The sequence below is a fragment of the Sphingomonas kyungheensis genome, from assembly GCF_037120395.1.
In the GTDB taxonomy this organism is placed as follows: domain Bacteria; phylum Pseudomonadota; class Alphaproteobacteria; order Sphingomonadales; family Sphingomonadaceae; genus Sphingomonas; species Sphingomonas kyungheensis.
This window is the reverse complement of sequence record NZ_JBBBDM010000003.1, coordinates 509,970-530,804: the sequence shown is the minus strand read 5'-3', so window position 1 is coordinate 530,804 and position 20,835 is coordinate 509,970. Positions and strand designations below refer to the sequence as shown.

The window sequence follows — 20,835 nt, the reverse complement described above, 5'->3', positions numbered from 1 at the left end:
AACAAACACTTGTCATTTTCCCGGACGCGTTTCTGCGGGGCAGGGGCTGTCAATCCCGTTTATTTCACCAATGTGACCCGGCGAGGGGTTGATCGACTCGCCCCAGGCCTCATAACTCCGCTCCACCGCAGCGATATTCATCGCCGGCGGGGACCTGAACAGCGTGGGCATGCCGAACGGCCGTTGGCCGTCAGGGGGATTTGTCTGTCTTGAATACGGCCGCCGGGCGACATGCGTCGCTTTCGGCAACGAAGGGGTATGCATTGAACGATCGGCAGGCAGTGGCGGTGACGGAGAGCGAGGCGCATCGCGCCTGGACCCGTGTCCGCAGCAACCTGCGTGAATCGGCCGGTGCGCGCCTGTTCGAACAATGGCTGAAGCCGATGGAGCTGATCGAGGACGGCGACGCCGAATCGATCCGCCTCGGCCTCCCTTCGGCGTTCATGACCAACTGGGTCCGCAACCATTATGCCGACCGGCTGCTGCTCGAATTCCGGGCATTGCTGCCGCAGGTGCGCGGCGTGTCGATCGAGACGCGGCTCGCCGCGCCCGCGGCGATCAAGCTGGTCGCCGAGACGCCGGCGCCGGTGCCGGCTCCCGCTCCCGTTGCGGCCCCGGTGGCCGCCGCCGCGCCAACGCGCCCGGCTGCCGAGCGCCCGCCGCTCGATCCGCGCTTCACCTTCGATCGCTTCGTCGTCGACGCGGCCAATCGCGTCGCCTTCAACGCCGCGCGGATGCTCGCCGAGCCGGGCGTGCCGCGGTTCAGCCCGCTGTTCCTCCATTCGGGGACCGGGCAGGGCAAGACGCACCTGATGCACGCGATCGGCCATGCCTTTCTCGCCGCGCATCCGGACGCCATCGTGCTCTGCATGTCGGCCGAGCGTTTCATGTTCGACTTCGTCGCGGCGATGCGCGCGCGCGACACGCACAGCTTCAAGCAACGGCTGCGCGGCGCCGACCTGCTGCTGATCGACGATCTCCAGTTCATCGCCGGCAAGGACGCAACGCAGGAGGAGTTCTTCCACACCGTCAACGAGATCATGAGTGCGGGCAAACGCCTCGTCATCTCGGCGGACCGGTGCCCGCAGGCGCTCGACGGGGTCGAGGCGCGAATCGTCAGCCGCATGTCGGTCGGCCTCGTCGCCGACATCAAGGCGCCCGACCTGACGTTGCGCCGCACGATACTGGACAGGAAACTTGCAGACCTGCCCGAGGCAAAGGTCCCCAACGACGTGCTCGACCTGCTCGCGGCACGCATCCACGCCAATATCCGCGAGCTGGAAGGCGCGCTCAACCGCGTCGTCGCCTATGCGCAGCTGACCGGCGACAGCATCGATCTCGACTTTGCGGTGGCGACGCTGGGCGAGGTGCTGCGCGGCGCGCAGCGGCGGGTGACGATCGACGAGATCCAGAAGCTGGTCAGCCAGCATTTCGAGCTCAAGCCGCTCGACCTCGTCTCGGCGCGTCGCAGCCGCGCGGTGGCGCGCCCACGGCAGATCGCCATGTATCTCGCCAAACGGCTGACGACGCGCTCGCTCCCCGAGATCGGCCGCAAGTTCGGCGGTCGTGACCATTCGACGGTGATCCATGCGGTGCGCAAGATCGAGGAATTGCGCGATCAGGACCGCGACATCGATGCCGCCGTGCGCACGCTGATGCGCGAGCTCGAGGCGTAACGCGGGCCTGGGGTTCGCGCAGAGGCGCAGAGGTCTCGGAGGCAGTGCCTGCCGCGACAGCGGCACTTCACCATGTCCCGTCGTGACGGGCACACTAGCCCCTCAACCGCCGCTTCTCCGCGCCTCCGCGTCTCTACGCGAACCCGTAAGCTCCGTCAGCGCCCCCGGCGCAGCACGATATAGAGCGCGCCCTGGCCGCCATGGCGCGGATGCGCGCCGCGGACGGCGGCGATCGCATCGGCATGGCGGGAGGCGGCGAGCCAGTCGGCGATTGCCGCGCGGATCGCGCCGCGGGCGTGCGGACGCTCGCTTTCGGGGCGCGGCGGCTTGCCGGTGACGAGCAGCAGCACGCGATCGCCGCGCGCGATCGCCCGGCCGAGGCCGTCGTCGAGCATCGCATAGGCGGAGCTCAACGTATGGCCATGCAGATCGAGCGAGGCGTCGGGATTGACGATACCGCGGGTCAGCCGCTTGTCCCAGCTGCCGTCGAGCGTGTTCTGGCGCGGCGGCGGGGACGCGACGAGCGGTTGCGGCGCCGGCGCGCGCGTCGCCATCGCGCGGGTCAGCGCCTTGGAGGCCTTGGTCGGCTTGGCGGCGGCGGCTGCCGTCGGCGGCGGCGGCGCGACCGGGCGGACCGGGGTCGCGACGGCGCGCAACGGCTTCACCGTCGCCATCACCCGCGCCCAGAGGTCGGCTTCGTCAGGGTTGAGCTGGCGCATCGCTGCCCGATCCATAGGGCGTATAGCGATCGGGCTGAAGCCGCGCGACCGTGCCGATCGGCAGCAGCAGGAAGGCGGTGCCGCGCGCCGCCATGCCGCCCGCCGTCGCCTCCGCCACCGCGCCGCCGCCCCAATAGGTATCGAAGCGGTTGGCGCCCTTGATCGCGCCGCCGGTATCCTGCGCCACCCACAGGCCGCTGGCATCCTGCCGGTCCATCGACAGGAAGACGGGCGCGCCGAGCGGCACGTATTTGACGTCGGCCGCCGCGCTGACTCCGCCGTTGACGACATAGCCCATCGCCCCCACCGGCGGCGTGTTCAGTTCGCGGAAGAAAACGAAGCTCTTGTTTTCCTGCATGATCGCTCGGCCCTCGGCGGGATGCTCGCGCAGCCAGGCGACGATGCCCTGCATCGAGGTCTGGCCGGGCTGGAGCAGGCCGCGTGCCTTCATCAACGCGCCGATGCCGGTATAGTCGCGCCCGTTCTGCGTGTCATAGCCGACGCGCATCACCGAACCGTCGGGCAGCCGCAGCCGGCCCGAACCCTGGATCTGGAGAAAGAACACCGCTGCCTCGTCGGCGCCCCAGGCGAGCACCGGAGCGCGGCCGTCGAGCGCGCCACCCTCGATCGCCGCACGATCATAATAGGGGACGAGGTTGCTGCCATCGACGCGGCCGCGGATCTTCTTGCCTTTGAGCGCATCGCTGAACTTGCCGAGATCGACGTCGATCAGATCGTCGGGCCGCGCGTAGATCGGGACGCTATAGCCGGTGCGGCGTTCGCGCGAGGCGGCGATCTCCGGCTCGTAATAGCCGGTGGCGAAGGCCTTGCCGTCGCCGACCTGCACCGCTTCGAAATAGCTTGCGAAGAAGGCGCGCGCGCCACCGCGCGGGACGCTCGCGGCGGCGGTGCAGGCCGCCTGCCAGTCGCTGCCGCGGGTCAGGCCGGAGGCATCGGTGCGCCGCATCAGGCCGGGGCAGCTGGTGACGAACGCCTGCCGTGCTGCCTCCGCCTGCGCCTCGGTGATCGGCAGCGACGCCAGTGCGGGGCCGGCGGTGATACCGGCGGTCGCGGCCGTGGTCGCGCCGGCGTTGGCGACGACGGGGGCGGCGGGAAGCGGGGAGGCGGGCTGGATGCGTCCATCGAAGGCGCGACCGCTGGCGATCGGCTGTGCGCCCGCACCGGCGCCGGGGCGCGGCGTGGGTCTGGCCGGCTGGCGCACCGGCTGACGACCGGGTTGCGCGACGGGGGTATGACCGGGGGCGAGCGGCACGACCCGGCCGCCGCAGGCACTGAGGGCAAGGGCCAGCGCGATGCTGGCGATTACGCGGTTACCGGTCATGCACATCCCCGTATGTCCGCATCGTGATTGCGGAAAGATGCGGCTGTGCCGAACCGCGGAGGAGACGACAAGGGCTATGCGGCTGATCGCAAGCGGCGCCGGTTTTGCGGAGCGCAGGCGGAGTCAGATACGAGCCGTACATCCGCCCCGGACGCCTGTCAGTCCCGGCCCACCCGGCGTGAAGATCGAGTGTGGCGATCAAATGACACTGATCACATGCGTCGGCTCCCGCGAAGCTGGTTCCGACACACGAACGCCCAAGCAGGCGGGAGCGAGCTTTAACAGTCTGCCATGCTGCGGCCCGGGTCGATCAAGGGCCGATCGGACCGATCAGGCCTCGTCGGTATCCGCCAGCTTCCAGTTCGGGTCGCGGCTCTTCAACGTACGGGCGAAGGTCCAGACGTCATGCGTCTCGACCGCATCGGTCAGCGATCCGGCGATGACATGCCCCTCGGCATCGCGCGTCACCGCAGCGATGTCGGCATCGAAGCGGACGGTGATCCGCGCCTCGCGCCCGTCGAGCGACGCATCGGCAATCGCCGCGCGCTCGATCGAGACGAGCCGGTTCTCCAGCGTCTCGCCGGCAGCGCGCCGCGCCGCGATCGCCTCGCCAAAGGCATGCGCCACGTCCGGCTCGGTAAGTTCGGCGAGCGTCGCTTCGTCGCCCGCCCAATAGGCTTCCAGCGTCATGCGATAGGCGCTCTGCGCCCCGGCAAGGAACTGATTGACGTCGAAGCCCTGTTCGCCGGCGATGATCGCCCGCAGCCCCGCCTCGGCGCGCGGATCGATGTTCCGGTTGACCGGCTCGCGCTGCTCGACCGTCGTATCGAGGGGACGCGGGGGCGCGGCGATCGCCGCGGGGCGATCCTCGGCGGCCCGCGGCAAAGGCTGCTGTTCGTGGCCGGTGCGCTTGCCGAGCACGCTGTACAGGCGCAGCGCCAGGAACGCCGCCACCATCGCGAGAAGAACTACGTAGAACACCGTGCCTCCGATCCAACCCGATACATAGGCGCAAAACCCCTTCGATTCAAACCTGCCCGCGGATCGGCCAGGTTTTGAGCCCAGCCCGTTGAAACCGCGTCGGCACGCTGCTAGCGCGGGCGCCATCGGCATCGAACGCCCGACCCCGGGCTTCGGTCCCCCTCTTTTCGTTTCATTCGAGGATCATCTCATGGCCGACCAGGACAACGGCACCACGATCGACACGCAGCCGCTCAGCAACGGCGCCGACGATGCGCCCGCTGCCGGCCTCATCTCGCAATATGTCAAGGATCTGTCGTTCGAGAACCCGAACGCGCCCGGCATCTTCCAGAACCCCAATCCGCCGGCGATCGACGTGCAGTTCAACATCGGCACCGCGCAGGTCGGCGAGGAAGTGCACGAAGTGCTGCTGAAGATCGACGTCAAGGCGGAGGCCGAGGGCCAGACCGCGTTCATCGTCGACCTGACCTATGCCGGCCTGTTCGGGCTGCGCAACGTTCCCGCCGATGCGATCCAGCCATTCCTGCTCGGCGAAGCGCCGCGGCTGCTCTTCCCCTTCGCGCGCCGCGTGCTCGCCGATTGCGTCCGCGACGGCGGCTTCCCGCCGCTGCTGCTCGAGCCGATCGACTTCGGCCAGCTCTACCTGCAGCAGGCCGAGCAGGGCGGCGCTTTCTCGGTCGGCGAGGTCGGCCACGCCTGATCACCGCGCGGGGGGCGTCGCGGCGTGAACCTGACCAAGGCCTTGGGCTCGGTCGGCGGGCTGACGCTCGCCAGCCGGGTGCTCGCGCTCGTCCGCGACACGTTACAGGCGACGTATGTCGGGGCGGGCTTTGCGTCCGACGCTTTTTTTGTCGCCTTCCGTCTTCCCAACATGTTCCGCGCCCTCTTTGCGGAGGGGGCGTTTTCCGCTGCCTTCATCCCGCTGTTCAATCGCAAGGTCGCAGAGGGCGGTGGGACAGCTGCGGGGATTGATTTTGCCGAACGGGCGCTAGCCGTACTCTTCCCGGTGCTGCTTGGCTTTACCTTGCTGATGCTGGCGGCCGCCTATCCAATCACCTGGGGGTTGTCCGGCGGCTTCGATCGGCAACATCCTACCCCTGAACAATTTGACTTCGCCGTGACGTTGTCGCGCTTTACTATTCCGTATCTGATGCTGATCAGCCTCGTTTCCTTACTCGGCGGCATTCTCAATTCAATGCACCGATTTTGGGTCAACGCAGCAGCTCCGATTCTGCTTAACGTTGCGATGGTCGCAGCACTTATTTTCTTTCACGGCGGTGATCCTTACGCGACCGCGCGGGCGCAAGCGATTTCTGTCACTGCGGGCGGCGCTTTACAGCTGGCATGGCTGTGGTTCGCGTGCCGCCGCGCCGGTGTGAGCCTCCGCCTCCGCCGCCCGCGTATCGATGACGACGTCAAGAAGATGCTCAAGCTGATTATCCCGGCGGCAACAGGCGCGGGTGCGGCGCAGATCAATCTCGCCATATCTACTGCACTGGCGGGGCATCTGCTTGCGGCCGGATCGATTTCCGCAATCTATTACGCCGACCGACTCAATCAATTGCCACTCGGATTAATCGGGATAGGATTAGGGACAATCCTCCTACCCGTCGTCTCGCGACAATTATCCGAGGGGCGTGAGGCAGAAGCGATGGAAATGCAGAACCGCGGTCTGGAACTTGCGCTGTTTCTTACGCTTCCCGCGACTGCTGCCTTTGTATTTGCTGCCGAGCCATTGGTCCGCGGTTTGTTTCAGCACGGTGCATTCGGTGCAGGCGATACGGTTCGCGCGGCACAGGCACTTGCCGCCTTCTCCCTGGGTCTTCCTAGTTATGTACTGGTTAAGGTGCTGACGCCCGGCTTCTATGCTCGGGCCGACACGCGCACGCCGGTGCGGTTGGCGCTTTATTCGGTCGCGATAAACTTCGTCGGCAATCTCATTTTAATCCCGGGCCTCGCCCATTGGAATATCGGTCAGATTGGTCCGCCCCTCGCGACGGCGATCGCCTCGACTATCAACGTCGTATCGCTCTATGTCGTGCTTGGTCGGCGTGGGCACTTCGCGCTTGATCCCGCGCTGAAACGTAAGGTGCCGCGCCTTGGCCTTTCCGCTCTGCTCATGGGTGGGGCCTTGCTGCTCGTCACGCCGTGGATCGAGCCTTACCTAGTCGGGTCGCTGCCCGTGCGTGCGATTGCCCTTGCCGTGCTTGTCGGCTCGGGCGTCGCGATATACGGGCTTGCCTGTTTCGTGACGGGTGCGTTTCGCGTCTCCGATCTCCGTTCCATTCTCCGTCGCAGAGCCACTTCATGACTACAAAGCGCGTCGTGTCCGGTATCAAGCCCACCGGCAACCTCCACCTCGGCAATTACCTCGGCGCGGTGAAGCAGTGGGTGGTGCAGCAGGACGATATCCAGGCGGAAGGGGGCGAGACGCTTTATTTCGTCGCCGATCTGCACGGGCTGACCGAGTGGATCAGCCCGGCCGAGCTGCGCGCCAATACGATCGAGATGACCGCGACGCTGGTCGCCGCGGGGATCGATCCCGACCGGTCGATCCTGTTCAACCAGGCGCGGGTCACCGCGCATAGCGAGCTCGGCTGGCTGCTCAACAATGTCGCGCGGGTCGGCTGGCTCAACCGCATGACGCAATTCAAGGACAAGGCGGGGAAGAACCGCGAGGGCGCCAGCGTCGGCCTCTACGACTATCCCGTGCTGATGGCGGCGGACGTGCTGCTCTACAACACCACGCACGTCCCGGTCGGCGAGGATCAGAAGCAGCATCTCGAACTGGCGCGCGACATCGCGACCAAGTTCAATGCCGATTACGAGACCGACCTGTTCACGCTGCCCGAGCCGCTGGTCAGCGCCGACGCGCCGCGGATCATGTCGCTGCGCGATGCGTCGGCGAAGATGTCCAAGTCCAACCCGTCGGAGCAATCGGTGGTCAAGCTGATCGACAGCGACGAGGTGATCGCCGACAAGTTCCGCAAGGCAAAGACCGATCCCGACCTGCTCCCCGACACGATCGAGGCCTTGGCGGAGCGGCCCGAGGCGCGCAATCTGCTGACGATCTTCGCGGCGCTCGCCGATCGCAAGCCGGCGGACGTGCTGCGCGACTATGCCGGCAAGGGCTTCGGCGTGTTCAAGCCCGATCTCGCCGATCTCGCGGTGGCGACGCTCGCGCCGATCCGAGACGAGATGGTGCGGCTGCTCGACGATCGTGCCGCGATCGACGCGATCCTCGAACAGGGGGCGGAGAAGGCGCGGGCGCTCGCCGCGCCGATGCTGCGCCGGACGCAGGAGACGATGGGGCTGATGCTCTAGGCGGCGAGGCGGGCGATCACCTCGGCATAGATGGCGGTGAGCGTGGCGAGGTCCGCCACCGCCACCGCCTCGTCGACCTGGTGCATCGTCGCATTGACCAGCCCGAACTCGACCGTCGGGCAGAGCTGCGACAGGAAGCGCGCGTCGGAGGTGCCGCCCGAGGTCGACAGTTCGGCGATGAGCCCGGTCCTGGCCTCGACCGCGCCGCTGACCACGGCGGTCCACGGCCCCGGCGGGGTGAGGAAGGCCTCGCCCGATACCTTGCCGGTCACGCTTGCCGCGGGCGCATGCTCGCGGACCACCGCGGCGACGCGTTCGATCAGCGCCTCGCCGCGTTGCAGATCGTTGAAGCGGATGTTGATCCGCGCCTCGGCGCGCGCCGGGATGACGTTATGCGCCGGATTGCCGACGTGGATGTCGGTGATCTCAAGGTTCGACGGCTGGAACCAGTCATTGCCGTGATCGAGCCCCAAGGTCTGGAGCGCTGCGAGTGCACGCGCGAGCTTGCCCGCCGGATTGTCGGCGAGATGCGGATAGGCGACATGGCCCTGCCGCCCCGGCACGCTGATCCAGATGTTGACCGATCCGCGCCGGCCGATCTTGATCATGTCGCCGAGCTGGCGGACCGAGGTCGGTTCGCCGACGAGGCAGACGTCGGGGGCGATGCCTCGCGCCGCCATCCGGTCGATCAGCGCCGGCGTGCCATAGGTCGCCGGTCCTTCCTCGTCGCCGGTGATCAGCAGGCTGAGCGTCGGTCCCTGCGCCTGCGCCGCCGCCGCGACGAAGGCGGCGACCGCGCCCTTCATATCGACCGCGCCGCGCCCGTAGAGCAGGTCGCCGCGGATCTCGCCCGACCAGGGCGAGCCGGTCCAGCCGTCGCCCGGCGGCACGACGTCGACATGACCGGCGAAGGCGAGATGCGGGCCCGCGCCGGGGCGCAGCGCGATCATATTCTCGACCGGCCCGTCGGGGGCGCTGCCGCTGACGAAGCGATCGACGGCAAAGCCGATCGGGCGCAGCGCGGCTTCGAGCAGGTCGAAGACGGTTCCGCGAGCCGGCGTGACGCTGTCCGCCCGCAACAAGGCCTGTGCGAGCGCGACGACGTCGGTCACGCGGGCTGCTCGAACTGCTCGATCACCCAATCCTCTTCCTGCGCGCCGGCGATCCAGTCCTGCATGAACGGATGGCGGATCATCGCGTCGAGATAGCCGGCGGCGAAGCGCGCGATCGGCAGTTGATAGGTGAGGATGCGCGTCACCACCGGCGCGTACATGATGTCCGCCGCGCCGAAGTCGCCGAACAGGAAGGCGCCGCCGCCGCCCCAGCGCGCGCGTGCCTGCGCCCACAGCTCCATGATCCGCGCGAGATCGGCGACCACGTCATCGTCGGGGCGGCGCGCGTCGAAGACCTGGCGGATGTTCATCGGATGCTTGCGACGCAGGGCGGTGAAGCTCGAATGCATCTCCGCCGCCATCGAGCGGGCCATCGCCCGCGCCGCCTCGTCGGTTGGCCAGAACCGCTCGCGCGCGGTCTTGTCGGCGAGATAGTCGACGATGGCGAGGCTGTCCCATACCACCGCCTCGCCATCCCACAGGATCGGCACCTTGCCCGAGGAGGGGGCGAACTCAGCGCCTTCGCGGCGGCGGTCCCATGCCGCATCGTAGAGCGGCACGACCACCTCTTCGAAGGCGAGGCCGGATTGCTTGCACGCCAGCCAGCCGCGCAGCGACCAGCTCGAATAGGCCTTGTTGCCGATGATGAGCTTCATGACCAAGGGCCTAGCCGCGGGCGGGCCACGGGTCCAGCCATCCACGCACCGGCGAACATGGACAAGTTGGACACCTTAACGGAAACGATCCGCATCGATCGTTTCCGTTTGCGACCGGTGGCGGCGCGGCGGCAGGGCAGGCGGATCATGCCGCATCCTATGCGCGGCGCGGGGGAGATAGGACAGGAGGCGTCATTCGGCGGCCGATCCCAACGGCTTGCGGCCGCGGGCAACCAATGGCGCCGATCAGCCGATCGCTTCGAGCACCGCGGCGCGCAATTCGGCGATGCCCATGCCGCCCTCGCTCGACGTCGCGAGGATATCGGGATGCGCGGCCGGGCGCTTGCGCGCTTCCGCCGCGACGCTGTCGGTCACCGCGGCGAGTTCGGTCGCCTTGACCTTGTCGGCCTTGGTGAGGACGAGCCGGTAGCTGACCGCCGCCTTGTCGAGCATTTCGAGGATCTCGCGATCGACGTCCTTGATGCCGTGGCGCGAGTCGATCAGCACCAGCGCGCGCTTGAGCGTATCGCGCCCGCGCAGGAAGTCGTTGACCAGGAACCGCCACTTTTTGACGACATCCTTGGGGGCCTTGGCGAAGCCATAGCCCGGCATGTCGACCAGCCGGAACGCAAGCGGTGCGCCGACGTCGAAGAAGTTGAGCTCCTGCGTCCGCCCCGGCGTGTTCGAGGTGCGCGCCAGCCCGTTGCGCCCGGTCAGCGCGTTGAGCAGTGACGATTTGCCGACGTTGGACCGGCCGGCGAAGGCCACTTCCGGCACCACCGGCGCCGGCAGATGCTCCAGCGCCGGCGCCGATTTGAGGAAGCTCACCGGCCCGGCGAAGGTCTTGCGCGCACGTTCGAGCAGCTCGGGCGAGAAGCCCTCGTCCTCGGGGATGATGACGTCCTCGCTCACTTGGCGGCCGCGATTCTGAGATCGGGGTGGCGCGCATAGAGCACCCGCTGCTGCAGGATCGCGAGGAAGTTGGAGGCGATCCAATAGACCTGCAGGCCGACCGGATAGCTCGCCATCACGAACATCAGCACCCAGGGGATGACCGCGAACACCTGCTTCTGCGTGTCGTCCATCGGCGCCGGGTTGAGCTTGAACTGGAAGTACATCGAGATGCCGAGGATGATCGGCACCACGCCGATCGCGATCATGTGCGGCGGGGTGAAGTGCAGATAGCCGAACAGGTTGAGCGGGGTCAGCGGATCGGGCGCGCTGAGATCCTTGATCCAGGCGACGAACGGCTGGTGCCGCATCTCGATCGTCAGCATCAGCACCTTGTACAGCGCGTAGAAGATCGGGATCTGGATCAGCGTCGGCAGGCAGCCGGCGACGGGATTGACCTTCTCCGTCTTGTAGAGCGCCATCACCTCCTGCTGCATGCGCGGCTTGTCGTCCTTGTAGCGCTCCTGGATCGCCTTCATCTTGGGCTGGAGCGCGCGCGTCTTCGCCATGCTGGCGAACTGGCGCTGCGCGATCGGGAACATCAGGCCGCGGATGGTGAGCGTCAGCAGGATGATCGCGACGCCGAAATTGCCGACCATGCGGAACAGCCAGTCGAGATAGGTGAAGATCGGCTTTTCGAGGATCTCGAACCAGCCCCAGTCGATCGCCTTGTCGAGCTTGGCGACGCCCGCATCATTCTCGTAATGCTGAAGCGCCTTGACCTCCTTGGCGCCGGCGAAGAAGCGGCTGGTCTGGGTCAGCGCGCGGCCGGCGGGGAGCAGCTTGGGCGCGAAGGCGTAATCCGCCTGATAGGCGGTGTTGGCGCCGGCGCGGAACTGGCCGTCGAACTGCGCCGCCTGATCGGGGACGAGCGCGGTCAGCCAATATTTGTCGGTGAAGCCGAGCCAGCCGCCGGTCGTCGTGAACTTCTCGGGTGCCTTGTCGAGGTCCTTGAACTTGGTGCTGTAATCCGCACCGCCGCCATGGACCGACATCGGGCCGGTGTGGATCTGCCAGGTGCCGGGGTCCTTCGACACGCCGACACGGTTGACATAGCCATAAGGCGCGACCGGCACCGGCGCGTTGCCCGCATTCTGCACCGACTGCTTGACGGTGAACATATATTGATCGTCGACCGACAGCTCGATCGCGAAGCGCTGGCCGGTCGCATTGGCGGCGGTCAGCGTCACCGGACGGCCGGGGGCGAGCAATGGCGACGAGGCGGTCCACACCGCATCCGCGGCGGGCGGCTTCAGCCCGTCGTCGCGCCAGCCGAAGCCGGCGAAATAGGCCTCCGGCGCGCCGGCGGGGGACAGCAGCCGGATCGGCGGCGAATCCTTGGTGATCGTTTCCTTGTACTTGACCAGCACGAGATCATCGATCCGCGCGCCCTTGAGGTTGATCGAGCCCTGCAAGGTCGGCGTCTGGATCCGCACGCGCGGCGATTCGGCGAGCACCGCCTGGCGGCTGCGCGTCGCGGCGGGGGCGTCGGCGGTCGGGTCGGCGGTCTTGGTGGTGACCGGCACCGACTTGCCGTTGACGATCTTCGTCACCGGCGGATTGGCGACGGGGAAGAATTTGCCCTGGATCAGCGGCCAGCCGAACAGGATCACCGCCGCGATGAGCGCGAACAGGACGAAATTCTGACGTTCTTTGTTCAAAGTACAGCCCCGTAGCTCAAGGGACGGGATCGGGTCCACACCCGCCCCAGGGATGGCAGCGCGCTATCCGCTTCGCCGCCAGCCAGCCGCCCTTTGCCGCGCCATAGCGGCGAAGCGCAGTGATTGCATAGGCAGAACAAGACGGTTGATACCGGCAGGAGGGCGGCAGGATCAGCGACGGCCCCAATTGCCAGCCGCGCGCCACCCAGATCAGCAGCCGCGCGATCACCGGCGCGGCTTTCGCGGCCCGCGCGGCCGCGCCGGCGCATCCTCGCCGCGGGCGATCTTGCCGAGCGCCTTGCCGAATTCCGCCTTCAGAAGATGGTGATCGCGCTCGATGCCGCCATCGCGGCCGATCAGCACATGGTCGGCGCCGCGGATGCCGCCGACGGGCAACAGCTCACGCGCCAAGGCACGCAGCCGCCGTTTCATGCGGTTGCGGACGACGGCGTTGCCGATCTTCTTGGTCACGGTAAAGCCGACGCGCATCGTCGGATCGCCGTCTTTGCGGTCATGCACGAGCAGGACGAAGCCCGGCATCGGTGCGCGCCGCCCGGCATTGGCCGCGAGGAAGTCGCGGCGCAACGTCAACGTCCGGATCGTGGCATCGGCGTGTGCCGCCGCGCCCGCGGACGTCTGGACGTCGGCAGCGCCGACGTCCGTCACGCAGATTACGCCGACAGCTTCTTGCGGCCACGCGCGCGGCGCGCGTGGATCACCGCACGGCCGCCGACCGTCGCCATGCGGGCGCGGAAGCCGTGACGGCGGGCACGCACCAGATTGCTCGGCTGAAAGGTCCGCTTCATGATTCATTCCCTGATCGTCTGAATAGAAAAGGGCCGCCACGCGGACGGCCTTGATGGGGCGCGCTTACCCAGACGGGCCGACGAAGTCAACGCGAGCGGGCTTTGTTCGGCCATGATCCGCCAGATAGGGCGCGTGTGTTACCGGAACAAGACGGTGCGGCGATCCTTGCGCGCCGCACCGTCGCGCCCCGCGACGCCGCTATGGTGGAAGGGCAGGGGGTGAGCGGATGGCGGCGATCGTGCAGACGGTGGCATATCTCGGGCTGGAGGCGCGCGGGGTCGAGGTGCAGGTGCAGCTCGTCCCCGGCGTGCCCGGCTTCTACGTCGTCGGGCTCGGCGACAAGGCGGTGACCGAAAGCCGCGAGCGGGTGCGCGCGGCGATCTCCGCGCTCGGGCTGGCGCTGCCGCCGAAGCGGATCGTCGTCAATCTGTCGCCGGCCGACCTGCCCAAGGAGGGATCGCATTTCGACCTGCCGATCGCCCTCGCGTTGCTCGCCGCGATGGCGGTGATCGACGTCACGCTGCTCGCCGACTACGTGGTGGTCGGCGAACTGGCGCTCGACGGGCGGATCGCGCCGTCGCCGGGTGTGCTGCTCGCCGCGATCCACGCCAATGGCGAGGGCAAGGGGTTGATCTGCCCCGCGGCGCAGGGGTCGGAGGCGGCGTGGGCGGGATCGCTCGACCTGCTTGCCGCGCCGGCGCTCCTGCCGCTGATCAACCATCTCAAGGGGCATGGCCGGCTCGCCCCGCCGACGCCGGGGGAGGTCGACGCCGCCGCCGCCGGTCCCGACCTGCGCCAGGTGCGCGGGCAGGAGACGGCACGCCGCGCGCTGGAGATCGCCGCGGCGGGCGGGCATAATCTGCTGATGATCGGGCCGCCCGGCGCGGGCAAGTCGCTGATGGCGTCGTGCCTGCCCGGCATCCTGCCACCACTCGACGCCGCCGAGGCGCTCGAAGTGTCGATGGTCCAGTCGGTGGCGGGGACGCTCGGCCAGGGGCGGCTGACGCGGGCGCGGCCGTTCCGTGCGCCGCATCACAGCGCGTCGATGGCGGCGCTGACCGGCGGCGGGCTGCGCGTCAGGCCGGGCGAGGTCAGTCTCGCGCATCTCGGCGTGCTGTTCCTCGACGAATTGCCCGAATTCCAGCGCGCGGTGCTCGATTCGCTGCGCCAGCCGCTCGAGGCCGGCGTGGTCAGCGTCGCGCGGGCGAATGCGCATGTCACCTTTCCGGCGCGCGTCCAGCTCGTCGCGGCGATGAACCCGTGCCGCTGCGGGCATCTCGGCGATGCCAGCCTGGCCTGCGCACGCGCGCCGCGCTGCGCCGCGGACTATCAGGCGAAGGTGTCGGGGCCGCTGCTCGACCGGATCGATCTGCATGTCGAGGTGGCGGCGGTCAGCGCCGCGGACCTTGCCCTGCCACCCGCGGCGGAAGGGTCGGCCGAGGTCGCCGCGCGCGTCGCCGCGGCACGCGCGGTCCAGCGCTGCCGTTATGACGCGGATGCGATCCGCACCAATGCGGAGGCGGACGGGCTGGTGCTCGACCGCGTCGCGACGCCCGATGCGGCCGGGCGCGCCCTGCTCACCGAGGCGGCGGGGGCGATGCGGCTGTCGGCGCGCGGCCATGGCCGGGTGCTGCGCGTCGCGCGCACGATCGCCGACCTCGCCGGATCGGCGACGGTGACGCGGGCGCATGTCGCCGAGGCGCTGAGCTACAGGCGGCGCGCGCCGAGCGGCTGATCGCTGGCTGCGGCGTGGCGCCGCTGGCGGATCAGCGCGAGGCATTGGCTGAGCAGTGCCGCGATCAGGCCATCGTGATCCGCATCCGCCCGCTGCAACGCGGCGACGACGCGCGCCTCGAGCGTGTCCTGTTGGTCCGACATTCCGGTCACCCCACCGGCCAGAGAGGCGGCGAGGAAACCACGGACCCTGATCGATCACAACGACATGGATCAGTCCGCGTCAAGCAGCTTGCGAACCGCCCGTCATGCCGCTACCGCCGCGACCTTGCCACCGACGCGCCGCGTCGGCGCGCGGCCGGTGTGCGGGCGTGGCGAAATGGTAGACGCAGCAGACTCAAAATCTGCCGTAGCAATACATGTCGGTTCGAGTCCGACCGCCCGCACCATCCCAGACCGTTGCATTTCGCCCCGCCGCGACAAAATGATGCGATCCGGAGGTTATCGTCTACCTGCCGGAAGTTGTTGGTGAAGTTGGCGCAGCTTGCGCCAGCGATCGGCCGCGATGCGGCAAGTCCCGTCCCACCCGTCATCATCGTGTCACCGTCCGCTGCTCTGGGCGGCACCATCGGCCGGGGGGTCGAGGTCGGATGAGCATTGCGACGCGCCCGCGGGGCGGCGTCCGATGACGCGCGCCGACGGGCAATGCTTGTGGAGGACGATGATGACGACGTGGCGTGGCGCATCGCGCGCGGTGATCGCTTTGGCTCTGGTGCTGAGCTCCTGCTCGTCCGATACGCCCGGCGGGTCGGGCGGCGCCACGCCCGCGCCGACCGCCGCGGCCTCGCCCGCGGTCTCCGAACAGAATGCGCTCGCCACCGCGACGCCGATCAAGCACCTCGTCGTCATCTTCCAGGAGAACGTCTCGTTCGATCATTATTTCGGCACCTATCCGCAGGCGGCCAATCCGGCCGGCCAGCCGGTGTTCACCGCCGCCGCGGAGACGCCGTGGGTCAACGGCTATCTCGCGAACACCACCCTGCTGACCAACAATCCCAACACGACCAGCGCCGCGAACCTCAAGACGTCCGTCGCGCCGGAGCTGATGAACCCGTTCCGCATCGATCGCGCGCAGGCCGATACGACCAGCCAGAACCACAATTATCTCGCCGAACAGCTGGCCAGCAACAACGGCCGGATGGACTCGTTCGTCGCCTATACCGGGCGCAGCAACCAGAATAAGCCGGGGTCGGGGGCGTTCGGCACCGCCGCGCAGGTGATGGCCTATTTCGACGGCAACACCGTCACCGCTCTGTGGAACTACGCCCAGAATTTCGCGATGAGCGACAATGCCTATACCGACACCTTCGGCCCGTCGACGCCGGGGGCGCTGCACGTCGTCGCGGGTACCAATGCCGGCGCGACGCAAGGCACCGGCACGGTCGCCGACGGTCAGGGCGGCTGGACGGTGATCGGCGATCCCGAGCCGGCGGGGGACGTCTGCACCAAGGACAGGACGCCGGTGTCGCTTGCCGGCAAGAATATCGGCGACCTGCTCAACGCCGCGGGGATCACCTGGGGCGGCTTCATGGGCGGATTCGACCTGACCGCCCATAATCCGGACATGACCACCGGCTGCCGGCGTTCGATGACCTCGCCGATCACCAGCCGCAGCGTCGTCGACTACAAGCCGCACCACGCCTGGTTCCAGTATTTCGCCTCGACCGCCAACCTCAAACATACGCGGCCGAGTTCGGTGGCGATGATCGGCCATACCGAACCGACGCTCGATGCCGCCGGGTCGGCCACCCCGGTCCACCACCAATATGACTTGAACGACTTCATCGCCGCGGTGAAGGCCGGCAACTTCCCCTCGGTCAGCTACCTCAAGGCGCAGGCGATCGGCGACGGCCATCCCGGCAATTCCAACCCGCTCGACGAGCAGACCTTCCTCGTCAACACGCTCAACTTCCTCCAGCAGCAGCCCGACTGGAAGAGCACCGCGGTGCTGATCCTCTATGACGATTCGGACGGCTGGTACGATCACCGCTCGCCCAACATCCTCACCTCGTCCTTCGACGCGACGGTCGATCAGATGACCGCCCCCGGCAAGTGCGACGGGCTCGGCGCGGTGCAGGGCGTCGGTCTGACCGGCAAGCCGGTCAACGGCCGCTGCGGGCCGGGATCGCGCATTCCCTTCCTCGTCATCTCGCCCTGGTCGCGGGTCAATTACGTCGACTCGACGCCGATCACCCAGTCATCGGTGCTGCGCTTCATCGAATATAATTGGCTCAAGGACGCGCGGATCGGTGGCGGGTCGAACGATGCCAATGCGGGCAAGATACTCAATATGTTCGACTTCACCAATGCGCCGCATCTGACGCCGCTGTTCCTCGATCCGACCACCGGCACGAAGGTCGCCGCCGCGCCGGCGATGTGACCATCATGACGCGCGACGCCGCGTCGCTGCGCCGGACCGGCCGCGTCGCCCTCATGCTCGCCGCAACGGTGTTGCTGGCATCGCTGGTCGGCGCGGGCGGTATCTTCGTGCAGCACCCCGAGCGGGCGCCGGCGCTGTTCGGCGACGTGCTGCAGGACGTCACCGGGTTCAATCCGCACCCGGTGACGCTGCTGCGTCCGCCGGCGCAGCCGCTCAGCGCACTCGCGCAGATCGGTCGGCGCATCTTCTACGACCGCAGCCTGTCGGCGTCGGGCCGCCAGTCCTGTGCCTCGTGCCACAGCCCGGCGCGCAGCTTCGGCCCGCCCGACGGCCAGCTGCTGCAGCCGGGCGGCATGACGATGGTGGCGCAGGGCCTGCGACCGCCGCCGTCGCTCGCCTATCTCTACCGGCAGGAGCCGTTCGGCATCGGCCCGGCAGTCGACGACGATGCGCCGCCGCCCGATCCAGCGGCGCAGCCTCCGGCGCCGGCCGGACCGCGCGCCCCCAAACAGGCGAGCGTGGCGGCCGGGCCCGCGATGGTGCCGCATGGCGGGCTGTTCTGGGACGGGCGTGCCGATACGCTGATGGATCAGGCCGCCGGGCCGCTGCTCAATCCCAACGAGATGGCCAATCCCGATACCGCGACGGTGGTCAACAAGCTGCTGCGCGCCGGTTATGGCGAGGCGCTGCGGCCGCTGTTCGGCGCTGCGATCGTCCGCAATCCGCCGCTGCTCTTCGCCGAGGCGATGTCGGCGGTGTCGCGCTATCAGATCGAGGACCCCGCCTTCCACCGGTTCGACAGCCGCTACGACCGTTGGCTGGAGGGCAAGACGCGGCTCAGCCGCCAGGAGATGCGCGGGCTGCGGCTGTTCAACGATCCCGCCAAGGGCAATTGCGCGGCCTGCCATATCAGCCGGCCGACGGCGGACGGCCTGCCGCCGCTGTTCACCGACAGCGAATATGAAGCGCTCGCGGTGCCGCGCAATCCGGCGGTGCCCGCCAATCGCGATCCGCATTTCGTCGACCTGGGGCTGTGCGGGCCGCTCCGTACCGATCTCGCCAGGCAGACGGATTATTGCGGCATGTTCCTGACGCCGACGCTGCGCAACAGTGCGCGGCGCGGTGTCTATTTCCACAACGGCCGCTATCGCAGCCTGCGGCAGGTGCTCGACTTCTACAATTGGCGCGACGTCGCGCCGCAGCGCGTCTACCCGCATGGCGTCCCCGACGATCTGCCGCGGCGCTACTGGGCGAATATCGATCGTGGCGACGCGCCGTTCGGCCGCCGTCGCGGTGACACGCCGCCGCTGACCGACGTGGAGATCGCGGCGATCATCGCCTTTCTCGGCACGCTCGACGATGGTGCATCCCCGCCGCCCTGAGGGGGTGTTCGCCTCTATAGTAGATTAAGATCGGGCGCGGCTGCGCGGGTGGACCGGTCGGGATGATGTTTTCGGCAGAGGCCGCGAACGCGGCGGGGGCAAGGCATGGATATTCAACGCAGATGCCAGATCGCCGGCACGATCGCGATCGTCTCGGTGATCGTGTGCGGCATCATCGCCGGGGTGGAGATCAACACGATCCGCGTCGGCGGTCCGATCCAGGCGCGCAATCACGAGATCAGCGAGCTGGATGCGGATGTATTGCCGCCGCCCGCCTATATCGTCGAAGCCTTTCTGGAGACGACGTTGCTGGCACGCAACCCGGCCGCGCTCGCCCGCCACGAAGCCGTGTTGGCGCGCAAGGAGCGCGACTTCCGGGTCAGCGTCGCGCGGTGGCAGGCATCGCAGCTCAGCACGACCGCGATCGGCGCCCCGTTCCAACAGGCAACGGCCGCCGCCGACCAATTCTGGACCAAGCTCGATCAGGTCATGCTGCCGGCCTTGCACCGCGGCGATCGGCAGGCCGCGTCGCAGAGCTATATGCGGCTGACGGCCCTGTACGACAGGCATCGCCATGCCATCGATCGGGTGGTGACGGCGGCGAACCGGGTCAGAAGCGACCTGATGGCGCATAATGCCTATACGCTCGGCCGGGCGATCGCGCTGCTGACGCTGATCGGGCTGTTGCTGATCGCCGCGACGATCGCCGGCATCCTGTATCTGTTGCGGGCGGTGTTGCGCCCGATTGGCGAAACCGCTCTGGCGATGCAGCGGATGGCCGGCGGTGACCTCCAGCTGACCCTCGCCGGCGGCGATCGCCGCGACGAGATCGGCACGATGGTGCAGGCGGTCGAGGTGTTCCGCGCCGCGGCGCAGGCGGAGCGCGCCAATGCGCGCAAGCAGGAGATCGTCGTACGCGAGCTGGCGACCGCGCTCGGCCAGCTCGGCGACGGGAATCTCAGCTATCGGATCGGCGACGGGCTGCCCGAGGAATATCGGGAGCTGGCGCGATCCTTCGATCGATCCACCGAACGGCTGACGCAGGCGCTGACCCGCGTCGCCGATGCGGCGATGCGCGTGAAGGTGTCGACCACCGAATTGCGCTCCTCCTCCGACGATCTGTCGATCCGCACCGAACAGCAGGCGGCGGCGCTCGAACAGACGGCGGCGGCGATCCACCAGATCACCGCCTCGGTCGGCGAGGCGGCGCAGGGCGCGACGCGCACCGACACGATCGTGCGGACGGTGCGCAAGCAGACCGAACATTCCAGCGACGTCGTCCGTCGCGCGATCGAGGCGATGGCGAAGATCGAACGCTCGTCCAACGAGATATCCGAGATCATCTCGGTGATCGACGGTATCGCCTTCCAGACCAACCTGCTCGCGCTCAATGCCGGGGTCGAGGCGGCGCGCGCCGGCGATGCGGGGCGTGGCTTTGCGGTGGTGGCGCAGGAGGTCCGCGCGCTGGCGCAACGTTCGGCGGAGGCGGCCAAGGACGTCAAGAGCCGGGTCACCGCGTCCGGAGCGCTGGTCCACGACGGCGTCGATCTCGTCACCGAGACCGGCGAGGCGCTGGAGACGATTTTCGCGCGCATCGGCGAGGTCAGCGGCCTCGTGTCGGGGATCGCCCAATCGGCGGACGAACAGGCGCGCGGCCTCAACCAGGTCAATGTCGCGGTCGGCGAGATGGATGGCGTCACCCAGCAGAATGCCGCGATGGTCGAGCAGGCGACCGCCGCCGCCCGTGCGCTCGCTGCGGAGGCGGACGCGCTGGCGCGCGACGCGGGCAGCTTCCGGCTGAGCCAGGCGGGCGCGTCCGCGATGCCGCCGCCGGTCCGCGAGCTGCGTCCGACGATGCCGCCCGCCGCGGTGGTGGCTGCGCTGGCGCGTCCCGGCAACGATAATCCGGCGCTGGCGGCGCGCTGATTCCTATGCGCGACGCGGCACCGGCGTCGCATGCGCCTGGCCGTGTCGGGCCGGCATGGACATGTCAGGTGCCGTAGCGACGGCTGGCGATCGGTTGGTGCGGATAGCCCGAAAACGGTCTCGCAAAACGCCGTCTTTCTTATGGTGAAGGGCGCCCGCGGGGGTCTCGACGTCGCGCAGGAAA

The 20,835-nt window shown here is 68.2% G+C and carries 19 protein-coding genes and 1 tRNA gene; 9 read left to right on the top strand and 11 right to left on the bottom strand.

All coding sequences use genetic code 11. From position 1 onward, the window contains the following. Positions 1-263: 263 nt before the first annotated feature. Positions 264-1,676 carry a chromosomal replication initiator protein DnaA gene (gene dnaA, locus V8201_RS10280; RefSeq protein WP_336545210.1) on the top strand — a complete coding sequence of 471 codons (1,413 nt, stop codon included), beginning with the start codon at positions 264-266 and terminating at the stop codon, positions 1,674-1,676. Between the two features lie 155 nt (positions 1,677-1,831). Here the strand turns inward: dnaA and V8201_RS10275 are convergent, their stop codons facing one another. From V8201_RS10275 to V8201_RS10265, 3 genes are all read right to left on the bottom strand, one after another. Continuing rightward, positions 1,832-2,395: a Smr/MutS family protein gene (locus V8201_RS10275; protein ID WP_336545209.1), complete on the bottom strand. Its 564-nt coding sequence runs from the start codon at positions 2,393-2,395 to the stop codon at positions 1,832-1,834. Continuing rightward, positions 2,376-3,737, bottom strand: a complete 1,362-nt coding sequence (mltA, locus tag V8201_RS10270; RefSeq protein WP_336545208.1) for a murein transglycosylase A — start codon at positions 3,735-3,737, stop codon at positions 2,376-2,378. Before mltA ends, V8201_RS10275 begins: the two co-directional genes overlap by 20 nt. A 330-nt stretch (positions 3,738-4,067) precedes the next feature. Continuing rightward, complete coding sequence (locus tag V8201_RS10265; protein WP_271298933.1) at positions 4,068-4,718, bottom strand: Tim44/TimA family putative adaptor protein; 651 nt, start codon at positions 4,716-4,718, stop codon at positions 4,068-4,070. Between the two features lie 190 nt (positions 4,719-4,908). On the opposite strand from V8201_RS10265, the gene secB reads away from it, so the two are divergent. From secB to trpS, 3 genes are read left to right on the top strand one after another with little or no spacing between them, the layout of a single operon-like run. Next, the gene (gene secB / locus V8201_RS10260) at positions 4,909-5,418 is read left to right on the top strand and encodes a protein-export chaperone SecB (protein WP_037534356.1); all 510 of its coding nucleotides are present in this window, start codon (positions 4,909-4,911) and stop codon (positions 5,416-5,418) included. A 24-nt stretch (positions 5,419-5,442) separates the two neighbouring features. Next, on the top strand, positions 5,443-7,029 hold the full coding sequence (gene murJ, locus V8201_RS10255; RefSeq protein ID WP_336545207.1) for a murein biosynthesis integral membrane protein MurJ: 1,587 nt from the start codon (positions 5,443-5,445) through the stop codon (positions 7,027-7,029). Further along, positions 7,026-8,042 (top strand): tryptophan--tRNA ligase, encoded by a 1,017-nt coding sequence (gene trpS, locus V8201_RS10250; protein WP_336545206.1) that lies wholly within the window; start codon positions 7,026-7,028, stop codon positions 8,040-8,042. Before murJ ends, trpS begins: the two co-directional genes overlap by 4 nt. On the opposite strand, the gene dapE is transcribed toward trpS, so the two are convergent. From dapE to rpmH, 7 genes are all read right to left on the bottom strand, one after another. Beyond that, complete coding sequence (gene dapE, locus V8201_RS10245; protein ID WP_336545205.1) at positions 8,039-9,154, bottom strand: succinyl-diaminopimelate desuccinylase; 1,116 nt, start codon at positions 9,152-9,154, stop codon at positions 8,039-8,041. The genes trpS and dapE overlap by 4 nt on opposite strands. Then, positions 9,151-9,810 carry a glutathione S-transferase family protein gene (locus V8201_RS10240; protein WP_037534350.1) on the bottom strand — a complete coding sequence of 220 codons (660 nt, stop codon included), beginning with the start codon at positions 9,808-9,810 and terminating at the stop codon, positions 9,151-9,153. Before V8201_RS10240 ends, dapE begins: the two co-directional genes overlap by 4 nt. A gap of 246 nt (positions 9,811-10,056) precedes the next feature. Then, positions 10,057-10,722: a ribosome biogenesis GTP-binding protein YihA/YsxC gene (yihA, locus tag V8201_RS10235; RefSeq protein WP_051583435.1), complete on the bottom strand. Its 666-nt coding sequence runs from the start codon at positions 10,720-10,722 to the stop codon at positions 10,057-10,059. Further along, positions 10,719-12,422, bottom strand: coding sequence for a membrane protein insertase YidC (gene yidC / locus V8201_RS10230; protein WP_336545204.1), 1,704 nt, complete (start codon positions 12,420-12,422; stop codon positions 10,719-10,721). The genes yihA and yidC overlap by 4 nt, the downstream gene beginning before the upstream one ends. Before the next feature lie 16 nt (positions 12,423-12,438). Next, complete coding sequence (yidD, locus tag V8201_RS10225) at positions 12,439-12,651, bottom strand: membrane protein insertion efficiency factor YidD (protein ID WP_081793046.1); 213 nt, start codon at positions 12,649-12,651, stop codon at positions 12,439-12,441. Beyond that, the gene (rnpA, locus tag V8201_RS10220; protein ID WP_268747116.1) at positions 12,648-13,088 is read right to left on the bottom strand and encodes a ribonuclease P protein component; all 441 of its coding nucleotides are present in this window, start codon (positions 13,086-13,088) and stop codon (positions 12,648-12,650) included. The genes yidD and rnpA overlap by 4 nt, the downstream gene beginning before the upstream one ends. 5 nt (positions 13,089-13,093) lie before the next feature. Then, the gene (gene rpmH / locus V8201_RS10215; protein ID WP_031393806.1) at positions 13,094-13,228 is read right to left on the bottom strand and encodes a 50S ribosomal protein L34; all 135 of its coding nucleotides are present in this window, start codon (positions 13,226-13,228) and stop codon (positions 13,094-13,096) included. Between the two features lie 227 nt (positions 13,229-13,455). Between rpmH and V8201_RS10210 the strand changes: the two genes are divergently transcribed. After that, the gene (locus tag V8201_RS10210; RefSeq protein ID WP_336545203.1) at positions 13,456-14,964 is read left to right on the top strand and encodes a YifB family Mg chelatase-like AAA ATPase; all 1,509 of its coding nucleotides are present in this window, start codon (positions 13,456-13,458) and stop codon (positions 14,962-14,964) included. Here V8201_RS10210 and V8201_RS10205 read toward each other — a convergent pair. Continuing rightward, positions 14,937-15,107, bottom strand: a complete 171-nt coding sequence (locus V8201_RS10205) for a hypothetical protein (protein ID WP_153810802.1) — start codon at positions 15,105-15,107, stop codon at positions 14,937-14,939. The two genes, V8201_RS10210 and V8201_RS10205, sit on opposite strands and share 28 nt — an antisense overlap. Before the next feature lie 161 nt (positions 15,108-15,268). On the opposite strand from V8201_RS10205, the gene V8201_RS10200 reads away from it, so the two are divergent. The 4 genes from V8201_RS10200 (at position 15,269) to V8201_RS10185 (ending at position 20,651) form a co-directional block, all read left to right on the top strand. Next, positions 15,269-15,352: transfer RNA gene (locus tag V8201_RS10200), tRNA-Leu, on the top strand. Between the two features lie 275 nt (positions 15,353-15,627). Then, the gene (locus tag V8201_RS10195; RefSeq protein WP_271298907.1) at positions 15,628-17,343 is read left to right on the top strand and encodes a phospholipase C; all 1,716 of its coding nucleotides are present in this window, start codon (positions 15,628-15,630) and stop codon (positions 17,341-17,343) included. A gap of 5 nt (positions 17,344-17,348) precedes the next feature. Beyond that, positions 17,349-18,725, top strand: a complete 1,377-nt coding sequence (locus V8201_RS10190; protein ID WP_336545202.1) for a cytochrome-c peroxidase — start codon at positions 17,349-17,351, stop codon at positions 18,723-18,725. Between the two features lie 105 nt (positions 18,726-18,830). Continuing rightward, the gene (locus V8201_RS10185) at positions 18,831-20,651 is read left to right on the top strand and encodes a methyl-accepting chemotaxis protein (RefSeq protein WP_336545201.1); all 1,821 of its coding nucleotides are present in this window, start codon (positions 18,831-18,833) and stop codon (positions 20,649-20,651) included. Positions 20,652-20,835: the final 184 nt, after the last annotated feature.

What these genes read in the sequence shown, in the direction of transcription:
- V8201_RS10275 (WP_336545209.1), bottom strand. Translation starts at nt 2,395, where the DNA reads ATGCGCCAGCTCAACCCTGACGAAGCCGACCTCTGGGCGCGGGTGATG.
- mltA (WP_336545208.1), bottom strand. Translation starts at nt 3,737, where the DNA reads ATGACCGGTAACCGCGTAATCGCCAGCATCGCGCTGGCCCTTGCCCTC.
- secB (WP_037534356.1), top strand. Translation starts at nt 4,909, where the DNA reads ATGGCCGACCAGGACAACGGCACCACGATCGACACGCAGCCGCTCAGC.
- trpS (WP_336545206.1), top strand. Translation starts at nt 7,026, where the DNA reads ATGACTACAAAGCGCGTCGTGTCCGGTATCAAGCCCACCGGCAACCTC.
- V8201_RS10240 (WP_037534350.1), bottom strand. Translation starts at nt 9,810, where the DNA reads ATGAAGCTCATCATCGGCAACAAGGCCTATTCGAGCTGGTCGCTGCGC.
- rpmH (WP_031393806.1), bottom strand. Translation starts at nt 13,228, where the DNA reads ATGAAGCGGACCTTTCAGCCGAGCAATCTGGTGCGTGCCCGCCGTCAC.
- V8201_RS10210 (WP_336545203.1), top strand. Translation starts at nt 13,456, where the DNA reads ATGGCGGCGATCGTGCAGACGGTGGCATATCTCGGGCTGGAGGCGCGC.
- V8201_RS10205 (WP_153810802.1), bottom strand. Translation starts at nt 15,107, where the DNA reads ATGTCGGACCAACAGGACACGCTCGAGGCGCGCGTCGTCGCCGCGTTG.
- V8201_RS10195 (WP_271298907.1), top strand. Translation starts at nt 15,628, where the DNA reads ATGACGACGTGGCGTGGCGCATCGCGCGCGGTGATCGCTTTGGCTCTG.
- V8201_RS10190 (WP_336545202.1), top strand. Translation starts at nt 17,349, where the DNA reads ATGACGCGCGACGCCGCGTCGCTGCGCCGGACCGGCCGCGTCGCCCTC.
- V8201_RS10185 (WP_336545201.1), top strand. Translation starts at nt 18,831, where the DNA reads ATGGATATTCAACGCAGATGCCAGATCGCCGGCACGATCGCGATCGTC.